Raw genomic sequence first — 13,073 nt, forward strand, 5'->3', positions numbered from 1 at the left:
GCGGATTAGAATGGATTATAAAAATGGGATAGAGATACTTCCACAGGAATTAATAGCTGAGATACAAAAATACATTAGTGGCAGTTTAATTTACATTCCACAGGTGAAAGATATGCGTAAGGAATGGGGAGAAGTATCTGGAGTAAAGGAAGAAATACGACTAAGAAATTGTGAAATTAAAGAGAAGTTCTCAAAAGGACTTAAAATTGACCAATTGGCAGATGAGTATTGTCTTTCAATTGAAACCATTAAAAAAATTGTATATAAAAAGTGATAGAAAGATGTACCACTTCGAACCGCAATCTATTTTTAAAACTCTCACGGCTTCTGGTGAGAGAATTTAAAAATAATAAATTTTATTACGAAGTGGTACATCCATAAAAAAGCTGTTCAGGAAAAAGTAAAACTTCTTGAACAGCTTTTATGTATTAAACAATTATACATAAAGCATACATATGAATTGACTCCAATCTCAAGTAAAATAAGGTATATATTAGAAAGTTTGCAAGGGGTGGGAAGAATGGAAGATATGTTAGTGAAGCCGCAAGTGAACAGTGATGAAGTGTTTAAACTTCTAGAAGAACTTTTTAAAGAACCTGTTGAGAGGATAGAAGAAGCACCTACAGGCAAAATAAAGAGGGTTTACTTTTTTCAATACAAAGATAAGAAGTATGTAATTCGTTTTTCAGATAATGATATGGAATTTAAACTTGAAAAGTATGTGCAGGAAACTTTACAAGGAGAAAAATTTCCTTTGCCCAATCTTCTGTATAGTGGTATATACAATAACTTTTACTATGCTATTTCGGAAAAGGTGGAAGGAAAGCCAATTCATACATTAAAAGAAAAAGAATTGAAAGTGGCCATGCCAAGCGTTATGGAGGCTCTAATCAAACTCCACTCAATTGACATAACAGCTTATGAAGGATATGGATGGCTGGATTATAACATGAAGGGCACTTTTAATACATTCATTGAATTTTTGCAATGCTTCTTTTCGGAAGATCAAGAGGGATTTTGGCAAGGTTGGTATGAGCTTTTTAAGGAAAGTTTTTTGGATTATGATATTTTTAGCAAACTGTACGAAAAGATGATGGAACTAGCGGAATACTGTGAAGGTAGGAGATATTTAGTCCATGCCGATTTTCATTATAATAATATAATTATTAATAATTCAAGGATTGAGGGAGTAATTGACTGGGGAAAAGTAAGTTATTGCGATTATATCTTTGATATTGCAACTCTTATCTTAGAATTTCCTGATTATAATCTTCTAGAAGAATTTCATACTTTCTACAAAGAACGTAAATTTGATACATCTAATTTTATAGAGAGATTTCTTTGTGCAGCTCTTTGCAATTCATTAGATGGAATGAGGTTCTGGGCAAAGCTTGGAAGACAGGATGCATATAAGTCTATTCTTGATAATATTTTAATTATTTTAAATAAATATGATGTTACAATCTGATGATTTTAAAGGAGGATCAATATGAATGAAATGACATTTACAGTCGATGAAGCAATAGAATTTTCAAAACAAGGTAGGATAGAAGAATGGGTGCATTTGTTTTTAAATTCTATAGGAGATAATGTTCCTTTTTCAGAAGGACTAAAGCTAGAGAAAAGGAATTGGACAGGGCCTTTACTTATAAGTCTTGATAAATTAAAAAGATGCTGTGGTCCAGAAGATAATATGGAGTATTTTAATGCACCAGAGGAATGGGAGGTTGAAATAAATAAATTTAGGCAGCTTATTCGTAATGGCTGGGAGATGCCACCTTTAATAGCACAACATGAAGGAAAAGAACTCAAAGTAAACGATGGAAATCATAGACTTGAAGCTATGAACAGAGAAGGTATTGAGAAATGCTGGGTTATTATTTGGAATACTCATTGTCAGGATAATATTAATGATTTTAAATAGGATAAGGTTAATTTATAGCTTTAATCAATGATATTTATTGGTTAAAGCTATTTATAATTATAAAATTCTTATACTTATGCAAGAAGCTATATTATAATTATTGAAAAAAGTCTTCAATGTTGGTGGCTTCAATATCAGCAATACCAATATATCTAAGAGTCATATCAGGGGTTGAGTGACTAAATAAATTCTGCAGAAAGCTGATATCGTTATGCTTTATATAATGATGATACCCAAAGGTTTTCCTGAGTGTATGGGTACCGATATTATCTAGACCAAGTTTTTCGCTTATTTCATTCAGGCAATTGTGGGCGTACTTGTTTGTTATAGGATTTTTCCCACCTTTTTTATTTGGAAAAAGAAGCTGTCCTGCAGACATACCAAGTATAAACTCCTGAATTTCTTTGTTAATTTCAGGAGACACTGCATATTTCAATCGCTTGCCGGTTCCAACTTCCTTAACTTCAATTTGAGATTTGTTTTTCACATCCCAAACTGTAAGATTTATTATATCTGCAATCTTTAAGCCTGTATTTATTGCTATATCAAATAGTAAATAATTTTTATATCCGACCTTAAGCAATTCTGATTTTAGTGTATTAATTAAGTTAGTATCCTTTATTGGCTGAATTAGTTTCATATTGTTTCTTCCTCTCAATGGAAGCTCAATTAGAACTTTATGGCTGCCATATCCTTTAATCATATACTACTTTTAAGTATTATACTAATGATTTATAAAAATAAGTTGATTTAAAAACATAACTTGCTTTATTTAGTAGACTATATCGTTATATGAATTTTGGTAATAGATCAATAGGAAAGACTCTTCCTGATAAGAAATCAAGCAAGATGTCCTTTAAGAAAAAGAGAGAGGTAACTTCAGTAATCCAAAATACTAGCAAACTAATAATTATATTTATGAAAAAGTTTAGAAGCAAAGACAATATAAGTATTAAAAAGAAAAGTAATAACAGTACTGAATTTATATTTAGAATTATATTTGAGGATTGTATTACGAATATAGGAAAAAAGGTAAGTAAGACAATTAAAGATTGAATAAATTTTTCAGAGAGGGCTTCTGAGAAATAGTATCCTATATGATTGATAGCTCTTATTATTAAAATGAAAGTAAAAGCGCCATAAGCTAAAAACTTAATGGCGCTTTTGTTTTTATGCATTAGTTTTTTATAAACTGATGTATTTAAAGGTAAGAAGTAAGACCACTTACAAGCAATAACCAACCACTTACTTAAGTTATATTTACAATGAAAAATATAGTGAATATAATAAAAAATGTGGGGAGTGAAAATATGAGAATACGAATTGAGATAGACAATAAAATTGAAGAAAACGAAGTGATTATAAAGTGTAATCAACTAAGTGAAGAGATTAAAAATATCCAAATTGCTCTAGATGAAATTTTGTCGCAGAATAAAAAGATAATTTTTTATAGAGGCGAAACTGAGTATTATCTTTCACTCGAGGAAATTTTGTTTTTTGAAACAGAAGAAAGTTCGATTTGTGCACATACCATTGATAATATATACAATGTAAGATATAAGCTTTATGAACTTGAGGAATTCTTACCAGGATATTTTATGCGAGTTTCAAAATCAACGATTTTAAATACAAATCATATTTACTCCATAACAAAAAGCATATCATCATCAAGTAAAGTTGAATTTCAAAATACACATAAACAAGTATATGTTTCGAGGTATTACTATAAACCATTAAAAATTAAATTATTAGAAAAGAGGAAATAAGATGAGAAAAGAAAGGGTTTTTTGGGGGTTAGCATTTATATTAGGTGGGATTTTCTTGGTTATAAGTAAGCTTGGACTGTTTCCTAATGTAAATATATTTAGCTTGTTGTTAACAGTTTTCTTTGTAGTAGTAATTGTGAAAAGTTTGTTTCATATGAATTTTCCGGGGGTTCTGTTCCCTATAGCATTTCTTTGCATAATATACGATGAACAATTGGGGATTACAAGTATCACACCATGGACTGTATTGATTGCAGCATTGCTTGGCAGCATTGGTCTTTCTATGATCTTTCATAATCATAACAAATGGGTTCAGCATACTAAATATCATCATGAGGATAATAAGTTTGAAGAAATCGATGTAGAAGATGAAAGTCATGTTATATTTAGAAATTCATTTAATTCTACTACAAAATATATAAATGCAGATGATTTTGAAAAAGCAGATTTTAATTGTTCTTTTGGAGCTCTGAAGGTGTATTTTGATAATGCAGTTATGCGCAATGACAATGCTGTAGTTAGAATTAATGCTTCTTTTTCAGGAGTTGAATTATATGTCCCTAAAACTTGGAATGTTGTTGATAAAACTAATGGTTTATTTGGTGCTATTGATGAAAAAAATAAAAGTGATAAGGTGACAACAAATACTTTAACTTTAGTTGGTGATATTAGTTTTTCAGGAGTTGAAATAATTTATATATAAGTAAAACTGGAGCAAAATAAAAAGTATTTTTAGAATTATAGATATGAAAGGACTTACTGAGCTAAAGTAAGTCCTTTTATTTAGTTCAATTTCAATAATATTTTTAAGCATATCCGATATTTCCATCAAAATTGTCAAAAACTTATGCTAAATATTCATTTTGTTTTTGATTAATTCTATTTCTTCCATCAAAGCTTTAATATGAGTTTCAAGTTCTTTTATTTTATTCGCTTCAGCATGATTATTCTTAGAGTTTCCTTGATTCGATGTATTTGAAGAATTACTTTGTGATGTATTACAATATTGATTATTTATATTATAATTTTTAGGATCGTAATATAATCCGGGCCCTCCTTGAAAATACTGCTGTTGTGCGTTATATGTTAATATCACTTGGCCAAGTAATTCAAACCAATTTCCTAATGCATTTTGAATATTAAAAGGAATATTGCCTGCCATTATTTCTCCGAGTATTGTTCCAATTGTAACGAATAGTTCAGGATTTAAACCTTGAAATCCATTTGGAATATCATGGCATGCCCAACTATTAGATTCATTTGTTGTACCATTGTTACTTGAGCTATTATTTCCGCATTTGCTGGAGGAAGTATAACCACAAGCTCTTGCAAAATCTTCGAAGTTGCTCCATCCATTAAAATTCACGAGGCCCCTCTTAGTATAATTATTTTAGTTTATGATATTCTTTGAAGATGATAAGTGCTACTTTTACTAAGAAAATAAGCTAAAGATTATCTTAAGTAAGATAGTAAAAAGTAATGAATCAATTTTAAAATCTGTTTTATACATAATAGGTTGAAATGTCCCATAAATAACTCTAATTTTTCTATAGCAAATTACTTGGAAGCCATGGTTTCAATATATCATAGGGGATTTTTACATCTGATATGCTTTCTCCAAGTTTAACATTAGGCTTCAGTGTTCCATGATAGTCGCTTCCACCTGATGAATAAATATTGTTATTACCGCAATATTTGAGCAAAGATTTCGTTCTTTTCATTGAATGAAGTGAATGATAGCACTCTATACCATCAAGAACATTTAACGATACTATAGAATCTAGAAAATCTGCATGATCTTCTACAAAATACCCATAAAGGTGAGCGAGAAATGATTTTCCGCCAGCCTTTTTTATGAGAGCTGCAGCTTCTGGTACAGTGAGATAATCTTTCATTTGGTTTAGAAAAAATGGACTATCAGGATTATTTACACAAGTTCTGTAAAATGAATTTAGACTTTCCCATACAGTTTTATCAACACGGTTTTCATTTTTAGCATATTTCTTTAAATCTGCATGCATTATCTGAGTAGCAAAGTATTTTCCCTTAATTGATAAGTTTTTACTATATTTAAGATTAAGGTTTCGACATACCTCCATCAATTTTTTTAGGTAAGCATTTTCTCTTTCGTAAAACTTATCATCTGAAACAATTCCAGTTGAGTTTATTACATCTAAGTCTATGCCATAACCTAATATCTCTATTGGCTTTCCATTATGTACAACAGAAAATTCACAACCAGGAATAAGTACTCCTTTATAGTAGTTATGAATATTAATATCTTTCAGTTTTTTATAGGCTCCTATTGAATCATGATCTGTAATAGATATGTATTTTAATCCCAATTGTTGGGCCTTGATAAGAATTTCCTTAGGTTCATCAGAGCCATCAGATGTTGTAGTGTGAATATGTAGATCTATCATAGTAATATCGCTCCTTATTTCCATTTAGATACTATATATTCTATCTAATTTTATATGCTAAAGGCAACAACTAAAGATTTTTTGTTTCTAACTTAAAGAGTATAAGGTTAAGCTTGGAACTTCCTGCAAATAAAAATGCGAAAAAAGTATACGTAAATACTTTAAAATGAGAAATACTATAAATGATATATAGTTTAGTTAATAAAAAGAAGGATTGAAGAAATGATAGATAATTTCAGGGCATTTATTGAAGAGCTAGCAAACACGGAAGTTACACCAAATGTATATAATCAATATTCATATGATTTTAAAGAAAGCTATATAAGAAGAGATAACCTATTAATATATTTACAACAGATGGGAAAAATAAAGCCTAAAATAATACTTGTTGGAGAAGCAGTGGGGTACAGAGGTAGCCGTCTTACAGGAGTTCCCTTTACTAGCGAGCATTTACTTATGAATAATGTAAATGGACTAGATTTATTTGGAAAGGAAAAAGGATATAGGTTAGTATCAGAAAATGATAAATTGCTTAAAGAAGCAACCTCAACAATAATATGGAGTACTCTTGTAAAATATGATCTAATTATGTTAGCGTGGAATGCTTTTCCTTTCCATCCTTATAAAGAAGGGAATGAGGAAAGTAATAGGACTCCCATAAAAAAAGAATTGCAAATAGGAGAGAAGGCACTTATTAAGATTATTGAAATGTTTAATATAAATAAGGTAGTTGCTATGGGAAACAAGGCAGAGGAAAGCCTCAATAAACTTGGGATTAGCTGCATCAAAGTAAGGCACCCTGCACAGGGAGGGAAAAATGAGTTTGAGAAGGGGATAAAAGCAATAAAAGAAGTTATGAATGAATACTTTAGGATATAAAAAGTTTAGGCGCTGTTAAAGCACCGTGTTGAAATTGAATGGTTAATCATCCGACGCTTTAATGAGCTTACGCAAAGAATTAATATGATTTTGTCATATTACATGGCTAAAACTGTAAACTCACTACGTTCGAACAGTACAGTTTTTTAACGCCATTCCATCTGAAAAAATCATTTAATTCTAGTTGCTCGCTCATATAGCGTCTCCTGTATAACCAATCAATTTCAACAATTTTCTTAAACATAGCCAAAGGATTCCTGGATTTAGTATTCATCAATTTATGAGAATTATCTTGAAAGGGATAATATAAAATCATCTATCATCAAATCAAAGCTATCATCTAAATTAGCATCACCGTGGAAATAACCAAGAAGTACCAGGGAAACAAAACCGTGCAAAATGCTTCTTAGTTCTCTACTTTTATGTACAACCTGTGTTTCGTCATTTATATAAGAAGATAAAATCTGGCGAATGATGTTATTGGTTTCTTTAGCTAAACGGTAAGTTTCTTCATTAGCTAAAGTTGGAATGGTTATAAAAAGTTCATAAGCAGTTTTATTTTCAAAAGCAAAATCTTTATATACATAAGCAAACTCTCGTATAGCTACATCAGCACTTTTTCCAATTAATCTATTCATCAGCTTGGAATTTAACTCACCAAAAAGGTATATTGTCATTTTTGTTTTAAGATCATCCATATTATCAAAGTGATTGTATAATGATTGATATTTTATATCGAGTTTTTCTGCAATTTTTTGAAAAGTAACTTGATTGAGACCTATTTCATCTGCTAATGAAAAAGCTATTTGAATGATTTTTTCCTTAGTCAAATTTCGTTTTTGCACTGATATCACTCCCTATAAATTCTACTTTAAAAATAGTTTAGCATTTAAAAGTGAGTTTGTAAACTATAATGTACAGTTAATAAACTATAATATACAGTTTACAAACTTTAAATTATAGTTTATAATAATAATGTAAAGTTAATACAAAAAAACATGCATGTGAATCATTTGTATAAAAAATATTAACAAATTAAAAGATATAATAATTTAATTTATAAGAGGTGAGGAATCTTATGAAACTATGGAAAAAGAATTTAATAGTTTGCTGGTTTGGGATGTTTGTTACAGGGATAGGGATGAGTCAAATCGCACCAGTGATGCCTATTTATATAAAGCATCTTGGAATTTCTGATGGTTCTTCAATTGCAAAGCTTTCAGGAATTGCTTTTGGTATAACCTACATAATTTCAGCTATTTTTTCACCTGTTTGGGGTAATGCTGCAGATAAGTTTGGGAGAAAGCCTATGCTTTTAAGGGCTAGTCTTGGAATGGCCGTGATAGTGTCTTTAATGGGATTTGCCCCAAATGTATATGTACTTATTGGGTTAAGGCTGCTACAAGGCGCAATAACAGGGTATAGTACAGCCTGCACTACGCTTATAGCTACTCAGACAGATAAAGAAAATGCTGGGTATGCATTAGGAACGCTTTCAACTGCTAGTATTGCTGGATCACTTATCGGGCCAACCATAGGAGGTTTAATAGGGGATACTTTTGGGCTACAGCCTATTTTTTTTATAACTGGAGCGATGCTGCTAATTGCATTTATAGCAACGTTTCTATTTGTAAAGGAAGATTTTGTACGTGGTGATAAAAAGGCTCTTAGTGCAAAAGAGATATGGAATAGTGTGCCTGAGAAAAGTCTAACTATAACTTTATCAGTGACATTTTTTATTACGACTTTAGCATTATATACTATAGAACCAATTATAACAGTGTATGTTACACAATTAAGTAGGGATACAAATCATATTGCTTTGGTATCAGGACTAGCTTTTTCAGCCTCAGGACTAGCAAATGTAATTTCTGCTCCAAGATTAGGAAAGTTATCTGATAAAATAGGTGCACATAAAGTTATATTATGGGCGCTTTTAGTAGCAGGACTTATTTACGTGCCGCAAGCTTTTGTAAAAAATCCTTGGCAGCTAATGGGATTACGTTTTTTATTAGGACTTACCTTTGGTGGATTAAATCCATCTATAAATACATTAGTTAAAAAGATCACTCCAAATTCTATTACAGGTAGAGTTTTTGGATTTACCATATCTGCCGGTTATTTGGGCATTTTTGGAGGCTCAGTCTTAGGTGGACAAATAGCTGGGAAGTTTGGTATAAGTTATGTGTTTTTCATTACAAGCGGATTATTGATGCTTAATGCTATGTGGGTATATTTTAAAGTTTATAGAAAACTTGATAGGATGTAATATCATCAGATACAGTATTTAAGAGTTTTTAAATAGAAACTTAATTTATACATGTTAGAAAATCACACGACTATAACTTTTAGCATGTATAAATTAATAGTTGAACTAGGAACTCTATTAAGATGTACCATTTTGGTGCAAATTTTTATAATAAAAACTAAGGTATATACCTTGGCACATAGTGAAATAAATATTAGGAAAGATTGGAGAATTATAATGAAAATTAAATGGTATGGACATTCATGTTTTATGATAACTTCTGAGAATGGCACAAAAATAATATTAGATCCTTATATAAGCATGTTAGGATATAAACTTCCAGAACTTGAAGCTGATATAGTGGCTACCAGTCATGAACACAGTGATCATAATAATATAAATGCAGTGAAAAATGACTTTGTACACATAAATAAACCTGGTATATTTTCAGAATATGGGATTGAGATAAAGGGTGTTGATACCTTTCATGATAAAGTATCAGGAGCTAAGAAGGGAAAAAACACCATATTTAACTTTAAAGTGGATGATATAAATGTTTGTCACTGTGGTGATCTAGGACATATACTTGATGCAAAACAGGTAGAGGAAATAGGAAATGTAGACGTGCTTCTTATACCTGTAGGAGGAGGGTACACAATTGACGCTACAGATGCTGTAGAAGTAGTAAAACAGTTGAAACCTACAGTGATTGTACCTATGCACTATAGAACTAAAGCATTAGGACCAATGGGATTAGCTTTTGCTAAAGTTGATAAGTTTATTGATGCTTCAGGTCTTAAGGCTCAAAACTATGCAGAGCTGGAATTGAACAAAGAAAATATTGAGAATTACCAGGGAATAGCTGTCCTTAAATATAAATAAAAATTATAATTAGCAATGTAATAAGAAAATATGCTTCTGTTGCTTTTACAAAAATCATGGATTATAATGAGAAAAACACTACTTGTTGGGTGTTAAGGTAATAATACAAACAGGAATTTGTAAAGTATAAAAGGAGCGTAATTATGATTGAATACAAATTTGACACACAGTTATTAATCGAGGGAGAAAATCTTTCAGAAGATGAAATAAATGAGTATATAACTAAAAACATTGAAGGTGATTGCTTACTTGCAGTTGGAGATGATGAACTAATAAAAATACATTTCCACACAAATACTCCATGGAAAGTTCTTGAGTATTGTGCTTCCTTAGGTGATATACATGATGTTGTTATAGAAAATATGGAACGACAAGCTAATGGGCTAAAAGGGTAAATAGTAAGGCAGACAGGTATATACTTGTCTGTTTTTATTTTGGTCTCGGTTTAAGATTATTATTAAATTTAAGTAACAGTTCTAAGAATAATTTAATTAGTTTATAGAGAATAATTTAATATCAGCTTAAAGTGATTACGATACAAAAAATTTAAAGCAAATTATTATAGCTGAATTGTTTATGTATATTAATATAAAACGAACAAAGCATAATATTAAGATAAAAAAATTTTCAAGTATTAATGTTTATATACAAAATATGGCGATTAAATTATACTTATATTAAGCTTTATAGATGTACCACTTCGTAATAAAATTTATTATTTTTAAATTCTCTCACCAGAAACCGTGAGAGTTTTAAAAATAGATTTCGGTTCGAGGTATTTCAACTTTAGTTATGAATTAATATATTTTGTAAGGGGAGAAAAATATGAGATGCTTAGTATGTAAAACAAACGAATTAGAAGAGCAGTATTTAGAAAATGGGTTAAGGGTTTATACTTGTAAGGATTGTGAAGGAAAATGGATGCGCTTTGGAGACTATTTTACTTGGCACAATAGCAATAAAAATCAGAGTGAAACTGTAATAGATGATAAATATATATCTGTTAACGATTCGACAAATCCTAAGTTTTGCCCTGACTGTGAAACTATACTTACTCCATATAAAGTATCGAGTAAACTTGGTTTTATGCTAGAGCATTGTGGTACCTGTAATGGAATCTGGTTTGATAAGAACGAATGGGAGTCGATTAAGAGCATTGATTTACATCATAAGATTCAAAACTTTTTTACTGAAGCATGGCAAAAAAAGATTAGAGAAGATGAAAGTAGAGAATTCTTAGAAAAGCATTATACAAATAAGTTTGGTGTTGAGGATTATGAAAGATTAAAACAAACAAAAAAATGGATAGATGAAAGTGAAAATAAATCTATGTTATTAGCTTATCTGATGAATGAAGATCCTTATAAGTTATAAAAATGATAGAGGCTTTTAAAAAGCCTCTATCATTTTTATAAAATTATATTATCGTAGAATTTTTTCTTAATATACTAATAACTTTTCTAGATAGTTTGTATGAGTCACCAGCTCCAAAAACTATTATTAAATCTCCACTTTTTGCTTCATTAAGGATTGTACTACATATTTCATCTGAATTTTCTATATAGTCAGCTTTATTTATATCTATTTCCTTACATAACATATTTAAATCAATTGGTTCAATGTTTTTATTTGCCTCTCGACCCAAAAAAGGTTTGGTAATAATAACTCTATCAGCTTTCCTTAATGCTACCGCAAACTCGTTAAAAAATAATTTTGTTCTAGAAAGTTGATGAGGCTCGAAAATGGCAAAAACCTTTTTACCAGGATAACTAAGGTTAATTGAATCTAAAGTAGTTGCAACTGCTGTAGGATGATGAGCAAAATCATCAAAAATCTTAATATCATCAATGTCTGCTATTAATTCTAATCTTCTTCCTATACCCTTGAAGTTTTCAAAGGAATTCTTTATTAAGTCTATATCAACACCTAGTTCTAAGGAAGTAATTAATACTCCTAAAGAGTTCATAACATTATGCTTACCTATCAATCCAAGATTGAAGATATTTTCTTTATCACCATATATTAATTTAAAGGTTGAACTATCAGGTGTAGTTGAAACTAATTCGGCTTTATACTCTATGTCAAAAGGGAATTCAAGCTTATTATCTATATAATAGCCAATAACTTTTACTCCTTTTTCCTTCAACCAGTCTTTTAATTCACATATTACTTCACTTATAGCTGCACTGTCTTCGTTAATAATTAAAATTTTTGGACCTGTAAGCTTTTTTATAAAGTTTTTAAAAGAATTCTTAACATCAGTTATATCCTTAAAAAATTCTGGATGATCCATTTCAATATTATTGATTACAGCGATTGAAGGGCTGTAGTTCAAGAAGTTATTATTGAATTCATCTGCTTCGCATACAAAGTATTTTGATTTTCCTAGCCTGTAGCCTCCACCCCAACGTTTAAAGGTTGTTCCAGCCTCAACAATTGGATCGAGACCACCATTTTCTAAAACAAGCCCCATTAAAACTGTAGTAGTAGATTTACCATGTGTACCTGCAATAGAAATAACAAACTTTTCTTTTTGTATATATTTAGCTGAAAACTCCTGCCAGGTCATTAAAATTCCTCTTTTTTCAGCTTCCAGTATTTCTGGATTGTTAGGAGAAATATCTAAAATTGCAGGGGAGATAGCTAAGATATCGATATTCTCTATATGACTTAAAGCATGACCTTTTAAAATTTCTATATTATTTTCTAAAAGAGCATCTTTATAATATCCTGATACATTTAGGTCGCATCCAGAAACATCAAAACCATTATTTTTTGCGATAATTGCAATAGGTGCAGCTCCGCTTCCGCATATACCCATAAAATGAACTTTTATTTTATTTTCCAATATAATCACTCCTGTCCGAAACAAAGTAGTTTCATCTTTATTAAAGTACAACTACAAATTAATTATAGCACTACTTTATTATTAATTCCCAATATTATGTAAG

16 protein-coding genes are annotated in these 13,073 nt (G+C 30.3%); 11 read left to right on the plus strand and 5 right to left on the minus strand.

All coding sequences use genetic code 11. The features are described 5' to 3' along the window. Positions 1-10 precede the first annotated feature (10 nt). The 3 genes from OCU55_RS21350 (at position 11) to OCU55_RS21360 (ending at position 1,924) form a co-directional block, all read left to right on the plus strand. The gene (locus OCU55_RS21350; RefSeq protein ID WP_261854313.1) at positions 11-274 is read left to right on the plus strand and encodes a CD3324 family protein; all 264 of its coding nucleotides are present in this window, start codon (positions 11-13) and stop codon (positions 272-274) included. A gap of 246 nt (positions 275-520) precedes the next feature. Next, positions 521-1,468: a phosphotransferase family protein gene (locus tag OCU55_RS21355; protein ID WP_261854314.1), complete on the plus strand. Its 948-nt coding sequence runs from the start codon at positions 521-523 to the stop codon at positions 1,466-1,468. 21 nt (positions 1,469-1,489) lie between these two features. Continuing rightward, positions 1,490-1,924, plus strand: a complete 435-nt coding sequence (locus tag OCU55_RS21360) for a ParB N-terminal domain-containing protein (protein ID WP_261854315.1) — start codon at positions 1,490-1,492, stop codon at positions 1,922-1,924. A gap of 97 nt (positions 1,925-2,021) precedes the next feature. Here the strand turns inward: OCU55_RS21360 and OCU55_RS21365 are convergent, their stop codons facing one another. Continuing rightward, positions 2,022-2,564, minus strand: coding sequence for a tyrosine-type recombinase/integrase (locus OCU55_RS21365; protein ID WP_261854316.1), 543 nt, complete (start codon positions 2,562-2,564; stop codon positions 2,022-2,024). A gap of 152 nt (positions 2,565-2,716) precedes the next feature. Between OCU55_RS21365 and OCU55_RS21370 the strand changes: the two genes are divergently transcribed. The 3 genes from OCU55_RS21370 to OCU55_RS21380 all read left to right on the plus strand — a co-directional run bounded on the left by OCU55_RS21370 (position 2,717) and on the right by OCU55_RS21380 (position 4,393). After that, the gene (locus tag OCU55_RS21370) at positions 2,717-2,980 is read left to right on the plus strand and encodes a hypothetical protein (protein ID WP_261854317.1); all 264 of its coding nucleotides are present in this window, start codon (positions 2,717-2,719) and stop codon (positions 2,978-2,980) included. A 254-nt stretch (positions 2,981-3,234) separates the two neighbouring features. After that, positions 3,235-3,690 carry a LytTR family DNA-binding domain-containing protein gene (locus OCU55_RS21375; RefSeq protein ID WP_261854318.1) on the plus strand — a complete coding sequence of 152 codons (456 nt, stop codon included), beginning with the start codon at positions 3,235-3,237 and terminating at the stop codon, positions 3,688-3,690. A 1-nt stretch (position 3,691) separates the two neighbouring features. Beyond that, on the plus strand, positions 3,692-4,393 hold the full coding sequence (locus OCU55_RS21380; protein ID WP_261854319.1) for a LiaF transmembrane domain-containing protein: 702 nt from the start codon (positions 3,692-3,694) through the stop codon (positions 4,391-4,393). Positions 4,394-4,540: 147 nt separating this feature from the next. Here OCU55_RS21380 and OCU55_RS21385 read toward each other — a convergent pair whose 3' ends face one another. Both OCU55_RS21385 and OCU55_RS21390 read right to left on the minus strand, forming a co-directional pair. Continuing rightward, entirely contained in the window at positions 4,541-5,056 is a 516-nt protein-coding gene (locus OCU55_RS21385; RefSeq protein ID WP_261854320.1) for a hypothetical protein, read from the minus strand. A gap of 181 nt (positions 5,057-5,237) precedes the next feature. Then, positions 5,238-6,113: a PHP domain-containing protein gene (locus tag OCU55_RS21390; protein ID WP_261854321.1), complete on the minus strand. Its 876-nt coding sequence runs from the start codon at positions 6,111-6,113 to the stop codon at positions 5,238-5,240. A gap of 222 nt (positions 6,114-6,335) precedes the next feature. Here OCU55_RS21390 and OCU55_RS21395 point away from each other — a divergent pair, with 222 nt between their 5' ends. Further along, positions 6,336-6,992, plus strand: coding sequence for a uracil-DNA glycosylase (locus tag OCU55_RS21395; protein ID WP_261854322.1), 657 nt, complete (start codon positions 6,336-6,338; stop codon positions 6,990-6,992). Between the two features lie 287 nt (positions 6,993-7,279). Here the strand turns inward: OCU55_RS21395 and OCU55_RS21400 are convergent, their stop codons facing one another. Continuing rightward, the gene (locus OCU55_RS21400) at positions 7,280-7,837 is read right to left on the minus strand and encodes a TetR/AcrR family transcriptional regulator (protein ID WP_261854323.1); all 558 of its coding nucleotides are present in this window, start codon (positions 7,835-7,837) and stop codon (positions 7,280-7,282) included. A gap of 233 nt (positions 7,838-8,070) precedes the next feature. Between OCU55_RS21400 and OCU55_RS21405 the strand changes: the two genes are divergently transcribed. The 4 genes from OCU55_RS21405 (at position 8,071) to OCU55_RS21420 (ending at position 11,496) form a co-directional block, all read left to right on the plus strand. Next, entirely contained in the window at positions 8,071-9,261 is a 1,191-nt protein-coding gene (locus tag OCU55_RS21405; RefSeq protein WP_261854324.1) for a multidrug efflux MFS transporter, read from the plus strand. A gap of 216 nt (positions 9,262-9,477) precedes the next feature. After that, a complete protein-coding gene (locus tag OCU55_RS21410) occupies positions 9,478-10,122 on the plus strand; it encodes an MBL fold metallo-hydrolase (RefSeq protein ID WP_261854325.1) in 645 nt (214 codons plus the stop codon). 143 nt (positions 10,123-10,265) lie between these two features. Further along, positions 10,266-10,517, plus strand: coding sequence for a kinase to dihydroxyacetone kinase (locus OCU55_RS21415; RefSeq protein WP_261854326.1), 252 nt, complete (start codon positions 10,266-10,268; stop codon positions 10,515-10,517). A 430-nt stretch (positions 10,518-10,947) separates the two neighbouring features. Continuing rightward, positions 10,948-11,496 carry a TFIIB-type zinc ribbon-containing protein gene (locus OCU55_RS21420; protein WP_261854327.1) on the plus strand — a complete coding sequence of 183 codons (549 nt, stop codon included), beginning with the start codon at positions 10,948-10,950 and terminating at the stop codon, positions 11,494-11,496. A 43-nt stretch (positions 11,497-11,539) separates the two neighbouring features. On the opposite strand, the gene murC is transcribed toward OCU55_RS21420, so the two are convergent. After that, the gene (murC, locus tag OCU55_RS21425; protein WP_261854328.1) at positions 11,540-12,970 is read right to left on the minus strand and encodes a UDP-N-acetylmuramate--L-alanine ligase; all 1,431 of its coding nucleotides are present in this window, start codon (positions 12,968-12,970) and stop codon (positions 11,540-11,542) included. Positions 12,971-13,073 lie beyond the last annotated feature (103 nt).

The organism is Clostridium folliculivorans, assembly GCF_024341905.1.
GTDB lineage: Bacteria > Bacillota > Clostridia > Clostridiales > Clostridiaceae > Clostridium_AR > Clostridium_AR folliculivorans.

What these genes read in the sequence shown, in the direction of transcription:
- OCU55_RS21350 (WP_261854313.1), top strand. Translation starts at nt 11, where the DNA reads ATGGATTATAAAAATGGGATAGAGATACTTCCACAGGAATTAATAGCT.
- OCU55_RS21355 (WP_261854314.1), top strand. Translation starts at nt 521, where the DNA reads ATGGAAGATATGTTAGTGAAGCCGCAAGTGAACAGTGATGAAGTGTTT.
- OCU55_RS21360 (WP_261854315.1), top strand. Translation starts at nt 1,490, where the DNA reads ATGAATGAAATGACATTTACAGTCGATGAAGCAATAGAATTTTCAAAA.
- OCU55_RS21365 (WP_261854316.1), bottom strand. Translation starts at nt 2,564, where the DNA reads ATGAAACTAATTCAGCCAATAAAGGATACTAACTTAATTAATACACTA.
- OCU55_RS21370 (WP_261854317.1), top strand. Translation starts at nt 2,717, where the DNA reads ATGAATTTTGGTAATAGATCAATAGGAAAGACTCTTCCTGATAAGAAA.
- OCU55_RS21375 (WP_261854318.1), top strand. Translation starts at nt 3,235, where the DNA reads ATGAGAATACGAATTGAGATAGACAATAAAATTGAAGAAAACGAAGTG.
- OCU55_RS21380 (WP_261854319.1), top strand. Translation starts at nt 3,692, where the DNA reads ATGAGAAAAGAAAGGGTTTTTTGGGGGTTAGCATTTATATTAGGTGGG.
- OCU55_RS21390 (WP_261854321.1), bottom strand. Translation starts at nt 6,113, where the DNA reads ATGATAGATCTACATATTCACACTACAACATCTGATGGCTCTGATGAA.
- OCU55_RS21395 (WP_261854322.1), top strand. Translation starts at nt 6,336, where the DNA reads ATGATAGATAATTTCAGGGCATTTATTGAAGAGCTAGCAAACACGGAA.
- OCU55_RS21405 (WP_261854324.1), top strand. Translation starts at nt 8,071, where the DNA reads ATGAAACTATGGAAAAAGAATTTAATAGTTTGCTGGTTTGGGATGTTT.
- OCU55_RS21410 (WP_261854325.1), top strand. Translation starts at nt 9,478, where the DNA reads ATGAAAATTAAATGGTATGGACATTCATGTTTTATGATAACTTCTGAG.
- OCU55_RS21415 (WP_261854326.1), top strand. Translation starts at nt 10,266, where the DNA reads ATGATTGAATACAAATTTGACACACAGTTATTAATCGAGGGAGAAAAT.
- OCU55_RS21420 (WP_261854327.1), top strand. Translation starts at nt 10,948, where the DNA reads ATGAGATGCTTAGTATGTAAAACAAACGAATTAGAAGAGCAGTATTTA.